The organism is Erythrobacter sp., from assembly GCF_040217515.1.
Taxonomy (GTDB): domain Bacteria; phylum Pseudomonadota; class Alphaproteobacteria; order Sphingomonadales; family Sphingomonadaceae; genus Erythrobacter.
The window spans coordinates 334,436-355,601 of the sequence record NZ_JAVJPT010000003.1 but is presented as its reverse complement, the minus strand read 5'-3'; the positions used below and the strand labels follow the sequence as shown (position 1 = coordinate 355,601).

Annotated in this window: 21 protein-coding genes and 1 tRNA gene; 10 read left to right on the top strand and 12 right to left on the bottom strand. The window is 65.3% G+C overall.

Features of this window, described 5'->3' with window-relative positions; genetic code table 11:
- Positions 1 to 45: 45 nt before the first annotated feature.
- The 3 genes from RIB52_RS03340 to RIB52_RS03330 all read left to right on the top strand — a co-directional run bounded on the left by RIB52_RS03340 (position 46) and on the right by RIB52_RS03330 (position 2,174).
- Positions 46 to 570, top strand: coding sequence for an ExbD/TolR family protein (locus tag RIB52_RS03340; RefSeq protein WP_350172887.1), 525 nt, complete (start codon positions 46 to 48; stop codon positions 568 to 570).
- A gap of 39 nt (positions 571 to 609) precedes the next feature.
- On the top strand, positions 610 to 1,068 hold the full coding sequence (locus RIB52_RS03335; protein WP_350172885.1) for an ExbD/TolR family protein: 459 nt from the start codon (positions 610 to 612) through the stop codon (positions 1,066 to 1,068).
- 62 nt (positions 1,069 to 1,130) lie between these two features.
- Entirely contained in the window at positions 1,131 to 2,174 is a 1,044-nt protein-coding gene (locus tag RIB52_RS03330) for an aspartyl protease family protein (protein WP_350172883.1), read from the top strand.
- 6 nt (positions 2,175 to 2,180) lie between these two features.
- Here the strand turns inward: RIB52_RS03330 and RIB52_RS03325 are convergent, their stop codons facing one another.
- Positions 2,181 to 4,673: a ligase-associated DNA damage response DEXH box helicase gene (locus tag RIB52_RS03325; RefSeq protein WP_350172881.1), complete on the bottom strand. Its 2,493-nt coding sequence runs from the start codon at positions 4,671 to 4,673 to the stop codon at positions 2,181 to 2,183.
- 290 nt (positions 4,674 to 4,963) lie between these two features.
- On the opposite strand from RIB52_RS03325, the gene RIB52_RS03320 reads away from it, so the two are divergent.
- Entirely contained in the window at positions 4,964 to 5,182 is a 219-nt protein-coding gene (locus tag RIB52_RS03320) for a hypothetical protein (RefSeq protein WP_350172879.1), read from the top strand.
- Between the two features lie 87 nt (positions 5,183 to 5,269).
- On the top strand, positions 5,270 to 5,512 hold the full coding sequence (locus tag RIB52_RS03315) for a BON domain-containing protein (RefSeq protein ID WP_350172877.1): 243 nt from the start codon (positions 5,270 to 5,272) through the stop codon (positions 5,510 to 5,512).
- A gap of 68 nt (positions 5,513 to 5,580) precedes the next feature.
- On the opposite strand, the gene RIB52_RS03310 is transcribed toward RIB52_RS03315, so the two are convergent.
- The 5 genes from RIB52_RS03310 to RIB52_RS03290 all read right to left on the bottom strand — a co-directional run bounded on the left by RIB52_RS03310 (position 5,581) and on the right by RIB52_RS03290 (position 9,777).
- Positions 5,581 to 5,748: a hypothetical protein gene (locus tag RIB52_RS03310; RefSeq protein ID WP_350172876.1), complete on the bottom strand. Its 168-nt coding sequence runs from the start codon at positions 5,746 to 5,748 to the stop codon at positions 5,581 to 5,583.
- A 90-nt stretch (positions 5,749 to 5,838) separates the two neighbouring features.
- Entirely contained in the window at positions 5,839 to 6,750 is a 912-nt protein-coding gene (locus RIB52_RS03305; protein ID WP_350172874.1) for a DUF2059 domain-containing protein, read from the bottom strand.
- 20 nt (positions 6,751 to 6,770) lie between these two features.
- Entirely contained in the window at positions 6,771 to 8,186 is a 1,416-nt protein-coding gene (gene pgmG / locus RIB52_RS03300) for a phosphoglucomutase/phosphomannomutase PgmG (protein WP_350172872.1), read from the bottom strand.
- Positions 8,187 to 8,577: 391 nt separating this feature from the next.
- Positions 8,578 to 8,913: a molecular chaperone DnaJ gene (locus RIB52_RS03295; protein ID WP_350172870.1), complete on the bottom strand. Its 336-nt coding sequence runs from the start codon at positions 8,911 to 8,913 to the stop codon at positions 8,578 to 8,580.
- A gap of 3 nt (positions 8,914 to 8,916) precedes the next feature.
- Positions 8,917 to 9,777, bottom strand: a complete 861-nt coding sequence (locus RIB52_RS03290; protein WP_350172868.1) for a division plane positioning ATPase MipZ — start codon at positions 9,775 to 9,777, stop codon at positions 8,917 to 8,919.
- Between the two features lie 122 nt (positions 9,778 to 9,899).
- On the opposite strand from RIB52_RS03290, the gene panC reads away from it, so the two are divergent.
- From panC to RIB52_RS03265, 5 genes are all read left to right on the top strand, one after another.
- Positions 9,900 to 10,766 carry a pantoate--beta-alanine ligase gene (gene panC, locus RIB52_RS03285; RefSeq protein ID WP_350172866.1) on the top strand — a complete coding sequence of 289 codons (867 nt, stop codon included), beginning with the start codon at positions 9,900 to 9,902 and terminating at the stop codon, positions 10,764 to 10,766.
- Between the two features lie 90 nt (positions 10,767 to 10,856).
- A tRNA-Gly gene (locus RIB52_RS03280) sits at positions 10,857 to 10,930 on the top strand.
- Between the two features lie 198 nt (positions 10,931 to 11,128).
- Complete coding sequence (gene cysD / locus RIB52_RS03275) at positions 11,129 to 12,034, top strand: sulfate adenylyltransferase subunit CysD (RefSeq protein ID WP_350172864.1); 906 nt, start codon at positions 11,129 to 11,131, stop codon at positions 12,032 to 12,034.
- Entirely contained in the window at positions 12,034 to 13,947 is a 1,914-nt protein-coding gene (cysN, locus tag RIB52_RS03270; protein WP_350172862.1) for a sulfate adenylyltransferase subunit CysN, read from the top strand. The genes cysD and cysN overlap by 1 nt, the downstream gene beginning before the upstream one ends.
- A 19-nt stretch (positions 13,948 to 13,966) precedes the next feature.
- Positions 13,967 to 14,704, top strand: a complete 738-nt coding sequence (locus RIB52_RS03265; protein WP_350172860.1) for a 3'(2'),5'-bisphosphate nucleotidase CysQ — start codon at positions 13,967 to 13,969, stop codon at positions 14,702 to 14,704.
- On the opposite strand, the gene RIB52_RS03260 is transcribed toward RIB52_RS03265, so the two are convergent.
- From RIB52_RS03260 to petA, 6 genes are all read right to left on the bottom strand, one after another.
- Positions 14,701 to 15,339, bottom strand: a complete 639-nt coding sequence (locus RIB52_RS03260; protein WP_350172858.1) for an OmpA family protein — start codon at positions 15,337 to 15,339, stop codon at positions 14,701 to 14,703. The genes RIB52_RS03265 and RIB52_RS03260 overlap by 4 nt on opposite strands.
- 43 nt (positions 15,340 to 15,382) lie before the next feature.
- Positions 15,383 to 17,314 carry a cation:proton antiporter gene (locus RIB52_RS03255; protein ID WP_350172856.1) on the bottom strand — a complete coding sequence of 644 codons (1,932 nt, stop codon included), beginning with the start codon at positions 17,312 to 17,314 and terminating at the stop codon, positions 15,383 to 15,385.
- A 92-nt stretch (positions 17,315 to 17,406) separates the two neighbouring features.
- Complete coding sequence (locus RIB52_RS03250) at positions 17,407 to 17,973, bottom strand: adenine phosphoribosyltransferase (protein WP_350172854.1); 567 nt, start codon at positions 17,971 to 17,973, stop codon at positions 17,407 to 17,409.
- Positions 17,974 to 18,096: 123 nt separating this feature from the next.
- Positions 18,097 to 18,942 carry a cytochrome c1 gene (locus RIB52_RS03245; RefSeq protein ID WP_350172852.1) on the bottom strand — a complete coding sequence of 282 codons (846 nt, stop codon included), beginning with the start codon at positions 18,940 to 18,942 and terminating at the stop codon, positions 18,097 to 18,099.
- Positions 18,943 to 19,013: 71 nt separating this feature from the next.
- On the bottom strand, positions 19,014 to 20,384 hold the full coding sequence (locus RIB52_RS03240; protein ID WP_350172850.1) for a cytochrome b: 1,371 nt from the start codon (positions 20,382 to 20,384) through the stop codon (positions 19,014 to 19,016).
- A gap of 84 nt (positions 20,385 to 20,468) precedes the next feature.
- On the bottom strand, positions 20,469 to 21,002 hold the full coding sequence (petA, locus tag RIB52_RS03235) for a ubiquinol-cytochrome c reductase iron-sulfur subunit (RefSeq protein WP_350173153.1): 534 nt from the start codon (positions 21,000 to 21,002) through the stop codon (positions 20,469 to 20,471).
- Positions 21,003 to 21,166: the final 164 nt, after the last annotated feature.

The following is a 21,166-nucleotide window of genomic DNA, read 5'->3' as shown; positions in this document are numbered from 1 at the left end:
GCCACCGGCGCCCGGTAACGAACCAATTCAGGGTAGGAATTCACAATGGCGATTTCGATGGGAGGCGGGGAAACCCCGATGTCCGACATCAACACCACGCCGCTGGTGGACGTGATGCTGGTGCTCCTGATCATCTTCCTCATCGCGGTCCCGGTGGCGATCCAGACGATCGAGAAGCTGGAAATCCCGATCATCGAGAGCGAGGAGGCCAAGAACAAGGTCGAAAACCTCCAGCTCACCGTCAGTACCACCGATTCGGCCGGTCGCAGCGCCGGGGAACCGGGCTACGAAGGCGCGTCGAGGACGGGCGAGTGCCGGGTCTATTTCAACAACATCACCCCCGTGACCTCCGAACAGCTCTACGACCAGGCCTTCACGCGGCTTGACCGAATCGTGACCAGAGCCGGCGGTGCCGAAGCGATCATGAATGACCCGGAGCAGATCCCGCAGGTGCATATCCGCGGCGATGTCAACGCGCCGTGGCGCTGCGTGGCGGGGACGATCTACAACGTGCAGGCGGCGGGTTATCCGATCGTCGGCTTCATCTCGAACCCGGTCGATCCGGGCTGATCGCCTGATCCCTTCCGGACACTTCAAGGAGTAACTGACATGGGTATGAGCGGAGGCCAACTCGACGGCGAACCGATGCTCGACATGAACATGACGCCGCTGATCGACGTTTTGCTCGTTCTGCTGATCATGTTCATCATCACCATCCCGATCGCCACGCACTCGGTCGATATCGACCTGCCGCAGGACAATTCGAACAGCCCGCCGCCCGATATCGATCCGGTCAAGAACAAGCTGGTCCTCACCGCGCAGGACCAGATCCTGTGGAACGCCGAGCCGATCTCGCTGGGGCAGCTGGCGAACACGCTGCAGCAGACGACGACCATGACACCCGAGCCCGAACTGCAGTTCGAGCCCGAGGCGCTGGCGAGCTACGAGATCTCGGCCCAGGTGCTGAAGGTCATCAAGCAGACCGGCGTGACCAAGTTCGGCTTCGTCGGCAACGAAAAGTACCGCCAGTTCGGCACCGGCGGCCCCGGCGTGGGCGGGCAGCAGTAAGAGACGTTCAAAGCGAAAGTCTTTGATAGGGGCGGCATCCGAAAGGGCGCCGCCCCTTTTTCGTGTGGCGTGATTGGTCTTCACCTGCCCTTCATTGCCTCGGCATAGTTTTTCCCAATGCGGACAATGCTTTTCCTCATCGGAGCCGCTGCGCTTGCGCGCCCGGCCATGGCCCAGGACAGCCCCCATCGCAGGACGGCGGGACTGGGCCGGTCGAACTCTGCCCGAGCGAAGAGATCGACCCGGGCCTTGCCGAACAGGAAGAGCGTTCGATCGAGGTTACGATCCTGCACTCGGCGGAGCGCGCCAATCTCCTGAGATACGACCTCTCCGACGGGCTGATCTACGCCGAGGTGCTGGTCAACGGCCAGGCCGTGCGCGGCATCTTCGACACGGGCGCGGACAGCACCTATGTCGACACGGGCCTGATCGAGAGGCTCGGCGGCAGTCTCACCGGACCGCGTTCGCGCGGTCATACCGGGCTCAACACATTCGACGTGAGTCGCGCCTGTGAAACGACCTTCACGATCCCCGGGCAGATCACGCTGACCGGCGACCTGCCCGCGACCGACCTTTCCGGCCTCTCCGAAAGACTTGGCCGACAGGCCGGCGTCATCATCGGCCGCAACCTCCTCGGCCAAATGACATGGGTGGTCAATCCGAAGGACAATTTGGGCATCCTCGCCCTCGGCACCATGACCTTCAATGGCGGCGTACCGGACAGCGTGGCGGTCGAGGAGAGAAGGATCGAGGCCACGGTCAACGGCATGCCCGCGACATTGCTGTTCGACACCGGCTTCAACGGCACGCTCGCCCTCCGCGCGGAGCGTTGGGACGACTACGTTCCGGCAGGAGCGGAGATCGGCACGCAAAGGGCCGCCGATGGCACCGGAGCGGTCTATGAAAAGCGGGCTACTTCGGGCGTCTCGCTCTCGGTGGGCGGCGTCACCGTCGATGCCGAGGCGAGCGAAGGCAAACTTGCCCAAGAGGGTGTGGACGGCCTGCTCGGCTACGGCTTCTTCCGCAACGCGACGATAATCCATGTGCCGACCGAGGGCATCCTCTATTTCTCGATGCGGAAGGACGAGAGCGCGGACGCCGACTGAGCCGGATCAGTCCCCCTCCTCGCGCTCCGGCCCCTCTCCGGGCGCGATCCGCATCGCCTCGGCGACCAGTCCCTCGGCCTCGATCAGCAATTCGTCGTCGACCGCGCCCTGCGGCACGGCCTCGCGCCCGATCATCGTCATCACCGGCACGGCGAGCGGGCTGACGCGTTCCAGCTCGACATGGACCAGCTCGCGCTCGGAACGTTCGAGCAGGTCCGCCAGCCGGCCGACATCCGTCATCCGCGCCCGCGCGTCCTGCCACGCTGCTTCGAGCAGCACGTGGTCGGGCTCGTATTTCCGCAGCACGTCGTAGATGAGGTCGGTCGAAAAGGTCACCTGCTTGCCGGTCTTCTTCCTGCCCGGATGCTGCCGCTCGACCAGGCCCGAAATCACCGCGACCTCGCGGAAGGCGCGGCGCAGCAGGTGGCTTTCGGTCACCCAGTCGACGAATTCGTGGCGAAGGATATCGGGCGAGAGCAGCGGCGCGGGGTCGCTCACCGGCTTCAGCCCCCACACGGCAAGGCAGTAGTCGTTCGCCACGAACCCGCCCGGCAGCAGCCCCCGGTCCTCCATCCGCCGGGTTATCAGCATCCCGAGGCTCTGGTTCGCGTTCCAGCCCTCGAAAGTGTAGTAGGCGCTGTAATGCTTGCCGCCATGGGGGAAGCTTTCGACCAGCAATTCGCCCGGCGCGGGCAGGCGGCTGCGATAATCCTGCATCTCGAGCCATTCCCGCACATCGTCGGGAAAGCGCGCCCAGCCCGCGCGGTCGGTCAGCATTTCCTGCACCCGCTCGGCCAGATGGGTGGTGAGCGGCAGGCGCAGCCCGCCATAGGAAGGGATCGTCGCCGATTTTGTCGCCGCGCGCACGATCACGTCCATGTCCTTGAGGCTTTCCACCTCAAGGCTCATCCCTGCAAAGAAGAAGGTGTCGCCCGGTGAGAGCTGCGCGGCGAAGCGTTCCTCGACCTTGCCGAGGCTGCGGCCGTTCTTGAACCGGACAGTGAGCATCTCGCTATCGACGATGATACCGGCGTTCATCCGGTGGCGCTGCGCCTGGCTCGGATGGGCAAGCCGCCACACTCCGTCCTTGCCGCGCACGATGCGCTTGAACTTGTCGTAGGCGCGAAGGGAATAGCCGCCGCTTTCGACGAAGGAGAGGACGCGCGCGAATTCCTCGCGGCCCAGCCACGCATAAGACAGGGCGGAGCGGATTTCGGCGAACAATGCGTCCTCGTGGAACGGCCCTGCACAGGCGCAAGCCATGACGTGCTGGGCGAGCACGTCGAACCCGCCGGGGCGGAATTCCTCGCCATCGCGCCGGCCCTCGTCGACTGCGTCCTTGGCCGCCATCGCCTCGAGGAATTCGAACCGGTTGCCGGGCACCAGCACGGCGCGGCTCCTCGCGTCGAGCCGGTGGCCCGCGCGCCCGATGCGCTGCAGCAGGCGCGAGGAACCCTTGGGCGCACCCATCTGCACGACGAGGTCGATATCGCCCCAGTCGACGCCGAGATCGAGGCTCGCCGTGCACACCAGCGCGCGAAGGTTCCCCGCCGCCATGGCGTCCTCGACCTTCCGCCGCGCCTCTTTCGACAGGCTGCCGTGGTGGACGCCGATGGGCAGGTGGTCCTCGTTCGCCTCCCACAGGCACTGGAAGATGAATTCAGCGAGGAAGCGCGTATTGGTGAAGACCAGCGTGGTGCGGTTCGCCTTGATTGCCTCATAAAGCTGGCCCACCGCCCAGCGTCCGGCATGGCCGCCCCACGGCACGCGCTCCTCGATCGGAAGCAGGATCTCGACATCGGGCTCCGAGCCCTTTTCGCCCAGCACGAGATCGGCGGCGAAGATTTCGCCCGTCCCATCGGCAGGCTGGGGGGCGAGCCATTCCTGGAACGAGCGCGGATCGGCGAGCGTCGCCGACAGCGCCGCGCGCCGCGCCTCGGGGGCGATGCCGTGGAGCCGCGCGAGCGAAAGCGCGAGCAGGTCGCCGCGCTTGCCGGTCGCGAAGGCATGGACCTCGTCGATGACGATGCGCTTCAAACCTCTGAAGAGCTCGAAACTTTCGGGATAGGACAGCAGGAGCGACAGGCTTTCGGGCGTGGTCAGCAGGACGTGGGGCGGCTTTGTGCGCTGGCGTTTCTTGGCATCGGAGGACGTATCGCCCGAGCGGGTCTCGACCCGGATCGGCAAGCCCATTTCCTCGACCGGCATCAGCAGGTTGCGCTTCACATCATGGGCGAGCGCCTTCAGCGGCGAGACGTAGAGCGTGTGCAGCCCTTCGGGCGGCGCGGCCCCGGCCAGCGACGAGGGCGCGAAATCGCACAGCGTGGGCAGGAACCCGGCGAGCGTCTTGCCCGCCCCCGTATCGGCGACGAGCAGCGCGTCCCGCCGGGCGCGCGCCTTTTCCAGCATCGCGAGCTGGTGCCGCCGGATGCGCCAGTCGCGGCCTTCGAACCAGGCGGCTATTTCGGGCGGGACAGAAGGGGCGGTGTCACTGCTCATCGCAGACCCCTTGCCGGGCGGCGCGGCGCTCCGGCAGCCGCGCCAAGCGGACGCACCGGGAGGCAGGCCCGCAGGCGGCACGGCCTCCCGCGCAGGCCCGAAATCAACATATGTTTCAATCCCTTGTCTATCGCCGAGCTGCGTGACCACCGCGCCGGATCGTGGACCTCGATCGTTCTGCGAGGCGTTTGTCAGATGCCTTCGCCCCCCGATTCTCCGAAGGCATGCGCGCCGGGATGCTGCCCGCTCGGCGGGGCTTCCCGCAAGGGCAGAATGGAGGACCCCTCATCATGGCAGACCAATATAACGACAGTCCCCGCAACCGTGACCGCGACGACCAGCCGGGTGGCGAACCGCGCTCGTACCAGGAAAGCCAGTTCGAGCCCTATCGCGACCAGCGGTACGATGGCTATAGGGGCGGGCAATATGGCGAAGGCAGCGATCGCTTCGACGAACGCGGCTATTGCCGCTCCGACCGGTTCTACGACGATGATGGTGGGCGCGGATAGCGCGGCCGACCCGACGAGAATTCCGGCCGCTCGTGGCCCGACCATCGCGGCAAGGGCCCGGCCAACTACACCCGGTCCGACGAGCGATTGATGGAGGATGCCTGCGAACGGCTGACCGAGGATCCGCAGATCGATGCACGCCGGATCACGGTCGCGGTGAAGGACAAGGAGATCACGCTCGACGGCCATGTCGCAAGCCGCTTCGAAAAGCGCGAGGCGGAGGATTGCGTCGAGGCGATGACGGGCGTGAACCATGTCCAGAACAACCTGCGCATCGCCGAGCCGGGCGATGGTCCCGGCATGTCGGATCGCGCGGCGACGCGCGGCTAAAAGGCGAAAGGGCCGACGCGACCATGCAAAAGGGGCTCCGCGCTCGGGGCCCGTTCGGCTCCTCGCGGTCAGCCCCCGCGGTCGCGAGCGGCATCGCTCTCCCGCCCGGTTTCCGCCATGGCGCGCCCGGCCTTGCTCCGCTCGGCCTCGGCGCCGGGCGCGGGAGCGGCGGCGGTGGCCGGCGTGGCCGGGGCAAGGCTCGCGCCGAACAGGCCTGCGGCGATCAGTTTTCGCATCACTGCCTCCTCGAACGTGATTGTCGACAACGAGGCGATAGCACCGCGCCCGGCGATGCGATTGTAGGAAATGGCCGATTCCGAAACGGATCAGCTGATTTCGGCCGCATCCGTTTTTTGCGGACCGGTTTCGCCGTCGACCGGCTGGAGCGCGTCGAGCTCGGCCTCGGGCTTGCCGATCAGCCGTGAAGCGCGGGCCCGCTCGGCCGCGCTCAGCTCGCCAAAGCGCCGCTCGGAGGCGATATCCGCCTCGAGCGCGGCGATGCCTTCGATCATTGAGGGCATGATTTCCACCATCGCCGGTCCCATCTGTTCCATCACGCCCAGCATTTGCGGATCGTATTGCACCAGCAGCGATTCGCGCGCGAACTTGCCGCCGGTGGGCGTTTCGAAGAAGGCGAGCAATTCGCGCATCTCCGCGGCATCGAACCGGGTCGCCAGCGCGCGGGCATAGGCCTCGCGATAGGACGGCTCGATCGCGTCGAACAACTGGCCCATCATCTCGACGATCACCTCGGTCATCCGCTCGGTGCGCTGCTCGAAAGCCGGGTCGTAGATGTCGAGCGCCTCCTGCGCCGCCTCGTCCTCGAGCGCGGCGAGGTCACGGGCATCCACGCCCGAAACTTCGGCCAGCCGAAGGCGGGGATCGGCCGTGACCGCCCCCATGATCGCGCCCATCATCGGGCCCATCGTATCCTCCATCACCGTGGCGAAAGTGCCTTCGGGCATGATCTCGAGCGCCATTTCCCCGGCGAGCGGGAGGCGCGCTTCCTGCTCGGGGGTGAGCGGGTCGACCTTGAACAGGTCGGAAAACATCGCGAAGCTCTCGCTCATCTGGCGCTCGAATTCGGCCATGGCCTGCGAATCCTCGTCCCAGTCCATCGGCGCGGAATCGCCGGTCTCGCCGTCCTCGGCAAGATCGACCCGTTCCTCCTCGGCATCCTGCGCGGCGAGCGGGGCGGCCGACAGGGCCAGGGCGAGCGTGAATGCGACCGTTCTCATCATTTCCTCCTTCGGGTTCGTCAGTGCCCGACGCTCTCGCCGCGCTCGAGCCCCGACAGGGCGAGCTGTTCGTCGATCTGCGCCATGAGCCGCCCTAGTCCCTCCTCGCTCTCGCTCTCCGCCCGCGCGACCAGGACGTCCTGCGTGTTGGACGCGCGCAGCAGCCACCAGCCGTCCCTTGTCGTCACGCGCACGCCGTCGGTCGCGTTGACGTCCTCCACATCCGGGCCCGGCGCGGTCTTCAGCCGCTCGGAAACCTCGGCGATCGCGGCGAACTTGCGGCTTTCATCGACCTGGAAGCGCATTTCGGGGGTGTTGAGCATGGCGGGCATGGCCTCGCGCAGCGCGCTTACCGACCAGCCGAGTCGCGCCGACGCGGCAAGCAGGCGCACGCCAGCATACAACGCGTCGTCATAGCCGTAATATTCGTCGGCGAAAAAGACGTGCCCGCTCATCTCGCCCGCGAGAGGCGAGCCCGTTTCCTTCATTTTGGACTTAATCAGCGAGTGGCCGGTTTTCCACATCAAGGGCTCGCCGCCATGCGCTGCGACATGGTCGAACAGCGCGCGGCTCGCCTTGACATCGGCGATGATCGTCGCGCCCGGGCGGCGTTTCAGCAGGTCCTCGGCATAGATCATCAGCAGCTGGTCGCCCCAGATCACCCGCCCTTCGCCGTCGATCGCGCCAATCCGGTCGCCGTCGCCGTCGAAAGCCACTCCGAAATCGAGCTTCTTGTCCGCGACGAGCGCACGAAGATCGGCCAGGTTCGCCTCGACGGTCGGATCAGGATGGTGGTTTGGAAAATGTCCATCGACTTCGGTGAAAAGCAGGTGATGTTCCCCGGGCAGCCTTTCGGCGAGCCGTTCGAGCGCGGGGCCGGCGGCGCCGTTGCCCGCGTCCCAGCCGACCCTGATGGCGGAGAGATCGCCGACATCGAGGTCGGAGAGGCCTTCGAGAAGACGCTCGACATACTCGCCCATGACGTCGCGTTCGGAAACGGTCCCGGCCCCGCTGGACCAGACCCCCTCTTCCGCGATTTTCCCGAGCTTCCGGATGTCGGCGCCGAAGAACGGACGCCCCTGAAATACCATCTTGAAGCCATTGTAATTGGGGGGATTGTGGCTGCCGGTTATCTGAATGCCGCCATCAATCTCTTCGCTTGAGGCCTCGGCATAGTAGAGCATCGGAGTCGGCCCGAGCCCGATCCGCACGACATCGCATCCCCCCGATGTGAGCCCTTCGCACAGGGCGTGCTCTAGAATGGGCGAACTCTTGCGCCCGTCATATCCCACCGCGACAGTGTCGCCGCCCGCTTCGCGCAGGAGGGTCGCAAAGCCGCGCCCGATCGCCCGGGCATCGTCGGGGCCGAGCGTCTGGCCGATGATTCCGCGAATGTCGTATTCGCGCAGCACGCTCGCATCGAATGTGTGAGTCATAACGGTCTGGTTTCCTGCCCTTTGCTGGCGCCCCCCGCTCCGGCGGGCGACGCGTTACTCGGTCTCACGCAGGGAGAGCGCGTGCTGAGCGCCGGGTTGCGGCCGTGATTGCCCCATACCCCCGCAGCAGCGCATGTTCCCCCGCCCGCGCGCCCGGCGACACGCGAATGCGCGGCGTAGTGGACGCGATTTGTGTCAATACCGCGATGGGGCCGTCACGCAAATGCGCGAGGCGCGAGGTGTCCCTTATCGGGGCCGCCAATGCAGGCGGGCACGGTCGGGCCCGCTGCGCACTGTCCCGGGAAACAGGCTGGAAATCCCGCCTTTGCGAAAGCGGATGCGCCATGCGAGCCGGGATAGGCCATGCCGGGATGGAAGCGGCCCGCGCGCTTCAATCGCCATCTGCTGCGCCATCGCTGCCCGCACCCGCATCGCCCGCGTCGTTGCCGCCGGAAAGCTCGGCCAGCAGCAGGTCGCGCGCCGCATTCGCTTCGTGCACCGCTCCGGAGGAGCCGCCGCGATCGGGATGGACGCGGGCGAGCATGCGTTTGTGCGCGGCGACGATCTGGTCTCGCCCGGCGCGTTTTCCGACGCCCAGAAGCTGCCGCGCCCGCGCAAGATCGGCTTCGCGGCCAGACGCCTCGAACAGCCCGTCCCACGGCCAGCTGCCGAGCGCCCAGCGCCACACGATGATCGCCAGCACCAGAATGATCGCCGCCTTGATCATGGCTCAGACGAGCTCCAGCCTCGGCGACGCGGCCGCGAATTCGGGCAGGTTCAGCACCTTGATCAACGCGCGCAATTCCTGCCGCGCGACAAGATGGCTGGTGCCGAGCTCGCCGAGATACCCCTTGTCGAGCAGGGTCAGGCCCGAGGGAAACAGTTCGCGATAGATCACGCGTTCGGACAGTCCGCGGGTTACGCGAAAGCCCACGCGTTTCGACATTTCGGCCAGCGCTTTCTCGATCCGGATCCTGTTGCGCGCCTCGACATGGCCCGTGCGGTTCCTGACCACGATCCAGTCCATTTCGGGGCGCTCCTCCTCGAGCGTGGCCCGGCTGCGGCGCATACGCGCCTCCCAGATAAGTTCGGCGAAGAAAGACAGCTTGCGCACCTTGAAGGTCTCCCCGTCGACCTGGCCGATGAGGTCGAAATCGACGAAGCTGTCATTGAGCGGCGTTACAAGGGTGTCGGCATTCTCCACCGCGGTGCGGGCCAGCGGGTCGTCGCGGCCGGGATTGTCGATCACGAGGTAATCGCAGGTCCGCTCGATCCGGGCCATGACCTTGAGCAGCTTCTTGGTGCTGTCGCCGTTGAACACCTCGCAGGCCGGGGTCGGCAGGGAGAGGCCGCGCAGCTCCATCGTGCGCACGCGGTTTTCCATGTAGCGAAAGCTGGTGCGCTGACGCGGGTCGAGGTCGAGGATCGCCACCCTCGCCCCGAGATAGGTGAGCGCCACCGCGATGTGGACGGCGGTGGTGGACTTGCCCGTGCCGCCCTTTTCATTGGCGAAGACGATCCGATGCGCCGGACGCTCGGCGGGCCCGGGGGCGTCGGGCGAAGCGGGACTTTCGGCAGGCTCTTGCGGCATCAAAGGGGTGCTTTCCTTGCATTCGCCCTGCCCACGCTCGCGCTGTGCTTGTGAAGCGCGCGCGCGGATGCTTAGGAAGCGGGCGACCAACGACCACGAAGTCTATAGGCGGAGGCGCAGGGGTGCAAACGGCAAGCACGCTCGACATGTTGAGAACGGCGCTCGCCGCGCTGCGCGAGGGCGGCGGGACCGTGGGGTTCGTGCCGACCATGGGCGCGCTGCACGAAGGCCACCTGAGCCTCGTCCGCCGCGCGCGCGAGGACTGCGACCATGTCGTCGCCTCGATCTTCGTCAATCCCACCCAGTTCGGCGAAGGCGAAGATCTCGACGCCTATCCCCGCCAGCTTGCCGAAGATGCGGCGATGCTCGAGGCGGAAGGGGTCGCGCTGCTCTGGGCTCCCACGGTCGAGGCGATGTATCCGGCCGGCTTCGCGACGAGCGTATCGGTCGCCGGCGTGAGCGCCGGGCTGTGCGGAGCGGCGCGGCCGGGCCATTTCGACGGCGTGGCGACCGTGGTCGCGAAGCTTTTCAACCAGGTCCGACCCGACAGGGCGTTCTTCGGGGAAAAGGATTACCAGCAGCTCGCCGTCATCCGCACCATGGCGCGCGATCTCGACCTCGCCTGCCCGCAGGTGGACTCCATCATCGGCGTGCCCACGGTGCGCGAGGCGGACGGGCTCGCCCTGTCGAGCCGCAATCGCTACCTCTCCGCCGACGAACGCGCGGCGGCCGCGGCGCTTCCCGCGGCGATGCGCGAGACCATCGTGGCGCTCGAATCGGGCGAGCCCGTCGCGGCGACGCTGGCAGCCATGGGGGAAAGGCTGATCGCGGCAGGGTTCGATCAGCCCGATTACGTCACCCTCGCCGATGCCGATACGCTCGCACCGCTCGATGCGCTCGGTTCTGCGCCCGCCCGCCTGCTGGTTGCCGCGCGGATCGGCGGGACGCGGCTGATCGACAATATGGCGGTGGGTCCGGCGCGCGCGTGAGCGGACACACAATCGGCGTTGACCTCGATGCGAGAGTGGTGGCAAAGGCCAGCACGCCCCGGCGGAACCTGTCCAGGCGCGATTGCGGGCGCGGGTATAGCATAGTGGTAATGCTCCAGCCTTCCAAGCTGGCTAGGCGGGTTCGATTCCCGCTACCCGCTCCATTCCCCTCGGGTTCTTGCCGTGACCACGGCGGGTTCGATCGGTCGAGTGGCATGCGTTCGTGTGGATCTGCGCACCACCCGTCGGATCATCCGCGGCTTGCGCCTGGGCCAGGTTGCTGCAGGGCAAAGCTGCGCTTGATTGTGCAGGTGCAAAAACTTGTTTGCGTCCGCTGCACCATCGCCTAGGGCTTCAGCCCGATGACTACTACGCTCACGCATCTGCAGCGGCTCGAGGCCGAAAGTATCCATATCTTCCGCGAAGTCGTGGCCGAGGCTGAAAACCCGGTCATGCTTTATTCGGTGGGTAAGGATTCGTCGGTCATGCTTCACCTCGCGCGGAAGGCCTTTTATCCCTCGCCGCCGCCCTTCCCGATGCTGCATGTCGCGAGCGGGTGGGATTTCCAGGACCTCATCGACCACCGGGACCGGACGGTGAGGGAATACGGGCTCGAACTCATCGTCGCGCAGAACGAGGACGCCGAAGCGCAGGGCATCAACCCTTTCGACACCGGCAGTGCGCTCTATTCGCAGGCCCAGCTGACCGACCCGCTCAAGCGCGCGCTCACCGAACACGGGTTCGACGCGGCATTCGGCGGCGGGCGGCGCGATGAGGAAAAGGCACGCGCGAAGGAGCGGATCTTCTCCTTTCGCACTGCGGCGCATCGCTGGGATCCCAAGAACCAGCGGCCCGAATTGTGGAACCTCTACAACGCCAGGAAAAACAAGGGCGAGAGCATTCGCGTCTTCCCGATCTCGAACTGGACCGAGCTCGACATCTGGCAATATATCGCGCTCGAGAAGATCGACATCGTTCCGCTCTATCTTTCCAGGAAACGCCCGACCGTGGAGCGCGACGGATTGATCCTGGTGGTCGACGATGACCGCTTCCGTTTCGAAGAGGGCGAGGAGGTCGTCGAACGCTCGGTCCGGTTCCGCACGCTCGGCTGCTATCCGCTCACCGGCGCGACCGAAAGCGAGGCGACCGACATGAATGCGATAATCCAGGAAATGCTCCTCGCCACGGGTTCGGAGCGGCAGGGCCGGGCGATCGACAAGGGTCAGTCGGCCTCCATGGAGGACAAGAAGCAGGAAGGGTATTTCTGATGACCGAGCACCCTTCGTTCCAGACCGACGCGCTGATCGCCGAGGACATCGACGCCTATCTCCACCAGCACCAGCACAAGGGGATGCTGCGCTTCATCACCTGCGGCAGCGTGGATGACGGCAAGTCGACCCTGATCGGGCGGCTGCTCTACGATTCGAAGATGATCTTCGAGGACCAGCTCTCCGCCCTCGAAGCCGACAGCAAGAAACACGGGACGCAAGGGGGCGAAATCGATTTCGCGCTGCTCGTCGACGGTCTTTCGGCAGAGCGCGAACAGGGCATTACGATCGACGTCGCCTATCGCTTCTTCACGACGGAAAAACGCAAGTTCATCGTCGCAGATACGCCGGGGCACGAACAATACACCCGCAATATGGTGACCGGCGCGTCTACCGCCGACCTTGCCGTGATCCTCGTCGATGCGCGCAAGGGCGTGCTGCAGCAGACGCGGCGCCATTCCTATCTCGTCCACCTGCTCGGCATCAGGCACATCGTGCTGGCGGTGAACAAGATGGACCTGGTCGAATACGACCAGTCCGCCTTCGAGCATATCGTCGCCGACTATCGCAGCTTCGCCCGGGAAGTGGGGATCGAGGAATTCACCGCGATTCCGATCTCCGGTTTCAAGGGCGACAACATAACGCGCGCCCCGTCGGACAACACGCCCTGGTATGGCGGACCGTCGCTGATCGATCACCTCGAAACCGTTGAGGTCGCGGCGACGGCGGCGCAGGAACGCGCCTTCCGGATGCCGGTGCAATGGGTCAATCGTCCCAATCTCGACTTCCGCGGTTTTTCAGGCCTGATCGCCAGCGGCACGGTGCGCCCCGGCGACCCGGTGCGGATCGTGCCCACCGGCAAGACGAGCACGGTCAAGTCGATCGCCACCTTCGACGGCGATCTCGACGCTGCGGTCGCTGGCCAGTCGATCACGCTCACGCTGGAGGACGAGGTCGATTGCAGCCGCAGCGACGTGATCGCAGCCGCCGGCGATCCGCCCGAATCCTCCGACCAGTTCCGCGCGACGCTTGTCTGGCTCTCCGAAGAGGCGCTGAAGCCCGGTCGGGGCTATTGGCTCAAGCTCGGCACGCAGATGGTCACGGCCAATGTGCAGGAGCCTGAATACGAGATCGACGTGAACACGCTCGATCACCTTGCAGCCAAGACGCTCGAGCTGAACAGCATCGGCATCGCGGATTTCTCGACCGACCAGCCGATCACTTTCGAACCCTATGAAACGAGCCGGCAGCTGGGCGGCTTCATCCTGATCGACAAGTTCACCAATGCGACGGTGGGCGCGGGGATGATCGAGTACAGCCTGCGCCGGGCGGACAATGTCCACTGGCAGCCGACGACGATCACCCGTGCCGATCACGCCGCGATGAAGAACCAGGTGCCGCGCGTCCTGTGGTTCACCGGACTTTCGGGTTCGGGCAAGAGCACGATCGCCAACGAGGTGGAAAAGCGCCTCGCGGTTATGAACCGTCACACCTTCCTGCTCGACGGGGACAATGTGCGCCACGGCCTCAACCGCGATCTCGGCTTTACCGAGAACGACCGGATCGAGAACATTCGCCGGATCGGCGAGGTCGCCAAGCTGATGGCCGATGCGGGCCTCATCGTGCTTACCGCCTTCATCAGCCCCTTCCGCGCCGAACGGCGCATGGTGCGCGACATGCTGGCGCAAGGCGAATTCATCGAGATCTTCGTCGATACCCCGCTCGAGGTCGCCGAACAGCGCGACGTCAAGGGGCTCTACAAGAAGGCACGCAGCGGTGAATTGAAGAACTTCACCGGCATCGACAGCCCCTATGAACCGCCCGAAAATCCCGAAATCACCGTCAACACGGTCGAGATGACGCCCGCCGAAGCGGCGCAGCACATCGTCGACGCGATCCTCCCGCTCAAGTGAGCGCGCCGGAAGGGGCACCATGACCGACGCAGAACTCGCCGCGCATCTTGCCGAAGTCGCCGGGCGCATCCTGATCGAAGTCCGCGCGAGCGGGATGTTCGAGGGCAAGGCATTGGGCAAGGCCGGGGACGCAACGGCGAACGAATTCCTCTGCCACGCGATCCGTGCCGCACGCCCCGATGACGGGCTCCTGTCCGAGGAGGAAAAGGACAACACCGAGCGCTGCGCGATGGAACGTGTCTGGATCGTCGATCCGGTCGACGGGACGCGCGAATATGGCGAGCAGCGCGGCGATTGGGCGGTTCATGTCGGGCTTGCGATCGGCGGCGAGGCCCAGGTCGGCGCGGTCGCGCTCCCCGGCCTCGACGGCGGCGTGGTGCTGCGGTCCGATCGAACGGTCCCGCTCGCCGAGGCCGCGCCGCGCCCGCGCTTCCTGGTCAGCCGCACCCGGCCCGCGCGCGAGGCGGAAGAGGTCTGCGGCGGAATGGGCGGCGAACTCGTGCCCATGGGCAGCGCCGGGGCCAAGGCCATGGCCGTGGTCCGCGGCGAGGCGGAGATCTATCTCCATTCGGGCGGCCAGTATGAGTGGGACAGCTGCGCGCCCGTCGCGGTGGCGGCAGCGCATGGCCTGCATTGTTCGCGGATCGACGGCTCGCCGATCCGCTACAACAATGCGGACACCTATCTCCCCGACCTGCTGATCTGCCGACCCGAACTGGCCGAAGACGTCCTCGCCCGCGTAGCCGCGCTGGGCTAACTCCCGGTGTCCTCCAAGGTCTCAGGATCGGTATCCGAGGGATCGACCGTCTGCGCGGGGACGGGAACAACCGCTATTTCGACCCGCCGGTTGAGCGCGCGCCCGCGCGGATTGGGCGATCCGTCGGGAAGGGCGTTGGGAGCCACGGGGTTCTGCTCGCCGAAGGGGATGACCCGGATGCGCTCGGGCTCGATGCCGCGTTCGACCAGCCAGTCCTTGACCAGCTCGCCGCGCTTTTCCGAAGCGCGCATGTTGACCGTGTCGCTTCCCGCCGAATCGGTGTGCGAGCGAAGGACGATCGGTGCGCCCGTCTCCACCTGTTCGGATTCGATCACGGTCTCCAGCGCGGTTTCGGCTTCCGCGTCCAGTTCCATCGCGCTTTCGGGAAAACCGATCGTGAGCTCGAGCGGCTGCAGCGGCACCTCGGGCAGGTCGGGCAGGTCCGGCGGCTCGATATCGGGGCGCAGGATCGATACGGGCGCCGGTTCCCCCTCGCCTTCCTGCTCGTCCGCCTCGGTTTCGCCGGCTTCGGGTGTCTCGCCAGATTGCGGGTCTTCGCTCTCGTCGCTTTGGACCTGGCACGCGGCAAGGCCAAGGACCAGTGCCAGCGGGGCCAGGTATTTCGTAATGGTCATCGGCTCCTCATTCCTGTTCTTTCGATAATCACTTCCCGGCCGTTTATCCCGGCTGGGGCTTGCCCCCCGGTCTGGTATCGGGTTTCTGCGCGGATTTCTGCCGCCCAGCCTCTTTGGCGGCGCGCTTCGCCGCCTTCTCCTCCGGGGTCTTCAATTGCGGCGGCGAAAAGGAAATGATCACGTCGCCTGCGCGCGGTTCGGGCCTCGCGGCATGGGTGAAGAAACGCAGCGTGCCGTCTTCGCGCACCAGCAGCAGCATGTTGGCGCTGTCGGGCAGCTTTTGCTGCGCATCCTCGAAGGCAAAGGCTTCGGAGAGCTTGGTCTTGCGAAAGACCCAGCCCTGTTGCTGGCGTTCGTTGACATCGGCAACGCCGAAACCGCTTTCGAAAAGGGCCCGCCCGCGGATCGATTCGGGCAGCGCATGACGATCGTTCTCTTCGCGGCTTTCGCCCAGCTGGTAGACGCTGTCGCGCCCGATTTCGTGCGCGAATTCATTGCAGACAAGCGCGTTATACGCCTCGTTCTCGGTCGCGGCGACCAGCACCTGGTAGGGTGTCAGGTCGAGATTGTGCTCGGTCGCCTCGTTCAGGATTTCGCCGTGGTAGAAAGGCAATCCCTCGCGCCGCGCCGCGCCGAGGCGTTGCCAGCTCGCATCGACGATCATGATCGGGGTACCCAGCGCCTTCATTTCCCGCGCGAGCGCGATGGTCCATGGGGTCGATCCGACGATCAGCAGGCCGGGACGCGATGTTACCTTGACCCCGAGCCAGCGCGCCACCCTGTCGACGCTGAAGCCGTGCGCCACCACCGTGGCGAAGACGACTGCGAAACTGAGCGCGGTCAGGACCTGCCCGTCGCCATAGCCGAGATCGGCGAGGCGCAGCGCGAACAGGCCCGAAATGGCGACCAGCACGATACCGCGCGGGGCGATCCAGGCGACGAACAATCGTTCGTTCCACGGCACGCGCGAACCGACCAGGCTCACCAATACCGTGACAGGACGCACCACGAAAAGCAGCACGGCCACGAACAGCGCGAAACGTTGGCCGACAGGTTCGCGCGGATCGAGATAAGCGAGGTCGGACGGCGTGAGGCTGGCGGAAAGGATGATGAAAATGCCCGACACCAGCAGGACCGCGACGTTCTCCTTGAACGGATGGATCGAGCGCAAGCTTGTGAAATCGGTGTTGGCGAGTGTCACGCCCATTACGGTCACCGCAACGAGGCCCGCTTCGTGTTCGATCTGGTTGGTGAGGACAAAGACCCCGATCACGCTCGAGAACAGCACCGGGACCTTGAGATATTCGGGGATTCCCCCGCGCGGGAAGACATAGGCGACTGCCCGCGCGGCGGCGTAACCGATCAGCCCCGAAATGATCGCCGCGATGATGAGCGGCGGGACGACATCAACGAGCGTCGCATCCGGTGCTTGGGCGACACGGCGGAAATATTCATAAGCGACGACCGCACACAGCGCGCCGGTCGGATCGTTGACGATGCCTTCCCACTTGAGGATGTTCGCAGGCCGGGTCTGCACATTCGCCTGCCGCAGCAGGGGAATGACGACCGTGGGGCCCGTGACGATCAGGATACCGCCAAAGAGCACCGCCACGGGCCAGGCGAGCCCGGCGATCTGGCTCGCCGCGAGCGCGCCGAGCGCCCAGCCGACCGCGACGCCGATCGTCGCCAGCCGCCAGACGGCGCTGCCCATGTCGCGCAGTTCGCGCAGGTCGAGGCTGAGCCCGCCCTCGAACAGGATCAAAGCGACACCAATGCCGATGGCCGGGTCGAGAAGGTCTCCGAATGCGCCTTCGGGATCGATCAGGCGATAACCGAATTCGCCTGCGACGGGCCCTGCAAGGAAGCCCGCGGCAAGCATCAGCACGATGGCCGGCCAGCCCGTGCGCCAGGCGATCCACTGCGCCCCGATACCGAGGACACCGATCGCGGCGATGACGAGTGCTTGCGATTCCATGCCGGGTTTCGGTCTCCTCCTCCCGCTGGATCAATGTCTCCGACAGCGGCACGTTCCGGCAGGACCGGGAGGCCGGGCTCCGGAACGGTTATTCAGTCGCCTTCGAATTCCATCAGGGTGCCCACGTCGACCCCCTCTTCGCGCAGGCGCCGTGCGCCGCCGAGATCGGGCAGGTCGATGACGAACAGTGCCTGTTCGACCACCGCGCCTGCCCGGCGCAGCAATTCGACTGCGGCGAGCGCGGTGCCGCCGGTGGCGATAAGATCGTCGACGATCGACACTTTCTGCCCCGGGCGGATCGCGCCCGGGTCCATCTCGAGCCGGTCCTTGCCGTATTCGAGATCGTATTCGACCCCGATGACCTCGACCGGTAGCTTGCCGGGCTTTCGCACGGGGATGAAACCGGTGCCGAGCGCGATCGAGACCGCCGCTCCGAAGATGAAGCCGCGCGCTTCCATGCCCGCAATGTCTTCCGCCCCTGCGTCGCGCGCCATGTCGGCAAGATGCTGCACGCTCGAGGCAAGCGCGCGCGGGTGGCCGATGACCGTGGTGATGTCGCGGAACTGGATGCCGGCCACGGGAAAATCCGGGACGGTGCGCACCAGCGCCTTGATCTGCGCGGGCGAGAGAAGCCCGTCCGTCGTCGTGGTTGCGGTCATGACCCTCGCGTCCCCTGTCATCGGCCGGTGTGCCGGTCCCCTAGAAAGCATGACGCCCCACCATCCGCAAGGGACGATGGGGCGTCGATATTCGCCTGGCGCGCCGGGAGACGCGCGATGCGCTTACTTTTTCTTCGGCTTCATCCCGGCCCAGACCTGCTTGTAGGACAGGAAGGCCAGCGCCGTCATGAACAGGAGGAAGCCCAGCACGACCCAGCCGGTCTGCTTGCGCTGGATCATCTTGGGCTCCGCCGTCCAGGCGAGAAACGCGGTCACGTCGGCCGAAATCTGTTCGGCGGTCGGCTCGGTCCCGTCCGGATAGGTCACCAGGCCGTCATAGATCTGCTGCGGCATGGCCAGATTGATGCTCGGGAAATAGACGTTGAAATACAGCCCGGTCGGGGTTTCGAAGCCGGTCTTTTCCACGAGTTCGGGGTCGGGCTCCTTGTAGCCGAGATTGAGCGAATAGACGTAGTGGACACCGTCCGGCCGCGCCTTGGTGATCAAGGAGAGGTCGGGCGGATAAGCATTGTTGTTCGCCAGCCGGGCCGCCGTCTTGTTGGGATAGGGCATCGGGAAGTGATCGGTCGGCTCGGCCGGGCGCATGATGCTCTCGCCCGTTTGCGGATCAATACCGGGCACCTGCCAGCTCGCCGCCTCGGCGCGAACTTCCGCCTCGGAAAAGCCGATTTCCTGCAGGTTGCGGAAAGCCACATATTGCAGCGAATGACAGCTCGAGCAGACCTGCTTGTAAACCGAATAGCCGCGCTGCAGCTGGGCCGTGTCCCACTTGCCCAGCGGACCCTCGAAGGAGAACCCGCCCGCAGGCTCGATCAGCTCTTCCTTGAAGGCGTAGTAATCCGGTTTTTCCGGGGCGGAATAGTTGAGGGCACCCGGCAGCAGTGACCACAGGACGAGGATGCCCGTGATCACCAGGCCGACGATGATGCCTGCGAGGCGGATGGTCATGACCGAACTCTTTCTCGTTATCGGGTCGAGTTGAGGGAGAGATGGGGACGGGGGCCGAAGCTCCCGTCACCTTATTCTGCGGGTGCAAGCGAACCGTCCGGGTCGCTGCCGGGGAGCGGCTTGACAACCTTGCCCGGCTTGTCCCCGCCACCTTCCATGCTTCCCGGCTTGTCATCCGAGCCGAGCACGGCCTCGGTGATCGAGAAAGGCAGCGGCTTGGGCACTTCGATCTGGCTCACGATCGGCAGGATCACGAGGAAGTGCAGGAAGTAGTAGGCGGTGGCGATCTGGCTCAGGATGACCCAGGGTTCCTCGGCCGGCGAACCGCCGCAGATCGTCAGCAGGATCATGCAGGGCACAAGGCCGAACCAGAAGAACTTCTTGAACAGCGGGCGATAGCTGCCCGAGCGCACCGGGCTCTTGTCGAGCCACGGCAGGAAGAACCACACGAGGATCGACCCGAACATCGCGATCACGCCGAGCAGCTTGGCCGGGACCAGCGTCACGCCGAACAGGGCGAGGTCGCCGGTGAAGGCGCGCAGGATGGCGTAGAACGGCAGGAAGTACCATTCGGGAACGATGTGCGCCGGGGTCGAGAGCGGGTTCGCCTCGATGTAATTGTCCGGGTGGCCCAGCACGTTCGGCAGGAAGAAGACAAACAGGGTGAACAGGATAAGGAACACGCCCAGCCCGAAGCCGTCCTTCGCCGTGTAATAGGGGTGGAACGGCACGGTATCGCTTTCCTGCTTCACTTCGACACCGGTCGGGTTCGACGAACCCGGGATGTGCAGCGCCCAGATGTGCAGGATAACAACCCCCGCGATTACGAAGGGCAGCAGGAAGTGGAGCGAGAAGAAGCGGCTGAGCGTCGCGTCATTCGGCGCATAACCGCCCACCAGCCAGACCTGCAGCGGCTCGCCGATCAACGGGATCGCGCCGAACAGGCCGGTGATCACTTTCGCACCCCAGAAGCTCATCTGGCCCCAGGGGAGGACATAGCCCATGAAGGCGGTCGCCATCATCAGCAGGAAGATCACCACGCCGAGCAGCCAGATCATCTCGCGTGGAGCCTTGTAGGACGAATAATACAGGCCGCGGAAGATGTGCAGGTAGATGACGATGAAGAAGAAGCTTGCCCCGTTGGCGTGGGCATAGCGCAGCATCCAACCCCAGTTCACGTTGCGCATGATGTGCTCGACCGATGCGAAGGCGACTCCGGTGTCGGATTCGTACTGCATCGCCAGCACGACGCCGGTGATGATCTGCAGCATGAGGCAGAAGCCCGCCAGCACGCCGAAATTCCACATGTAGTTGAGATTGCGCGGCACCGGATAGCCCGCGCCGACCGCGTTGTAGACCAACCGCGGCACCGGCAATTTCTCGTCGATCCACTTGGTGAAAGCGGATTTCGGTTCATACTGTTTTGCCCAGGCGAAGCTCATGGCGCTCTCTTCGATGTTACTGCGTTGCTGGTCGGGTCGGTTATCGTTCGTTGGCGCTGGCCGCGCGCCCGTAGATACGGGCTATCAGCCTACGCGGATGGTGGTGTCGGTGGTGAATTGGTATTCCGGCACGACGAGATTGGTCGGCGCGGGGCCTTTGCGAGTCCTTCCGGCGGTGTCGTAGTGCGACCCGTGGCAGGGACAGAAATAGCCTCCGAATTCGCCCTTTTCCTCCCCCGAAGCCGCGCCCAACGGAACGCAGCCGAGATGGGTGCACACGCCGAGAGTGACGAGGAATTCCTTTTTGCCTTCCTTGGTGCGATCGGCGAGCGTTTCGGGATCGCGCAGGGTCGAGACATCGACCGCGTCGGCCTCGGCGATCTCTTCGGGCGTCAGGCGACGCACGAAAAGCGGCTGCGAGCGGAACGTTTCCTTGATCGCCATGCCCGGCTCGAGGGTGGAAAGGTCTACATCGGTGGTCGACGCGGCGAGCACATCGGCGGAAGGGGCCATCTGGCTCACCAGCGGATAGACCGCGCCGACTGCCGCCACACCGCCGGCGCTCAGCGCGGCAATATGAATCCAGTCGCGGCGGCGAACGCCTTCCTCATCCAGCATGTTCGGATCCGCCGTCGCGGTCCCACCCATGTCAGCACCAGAATTGGCCATCGTTTCCTACCTTACCCTTGGCTCTTGAATAATCGCTATATCTTACCCGCCGTGCCGCAGCAGGATGCGACCCGGCGCGGCGTGGCCCTTGAAACCTGTCTTTGCCGGCTTTG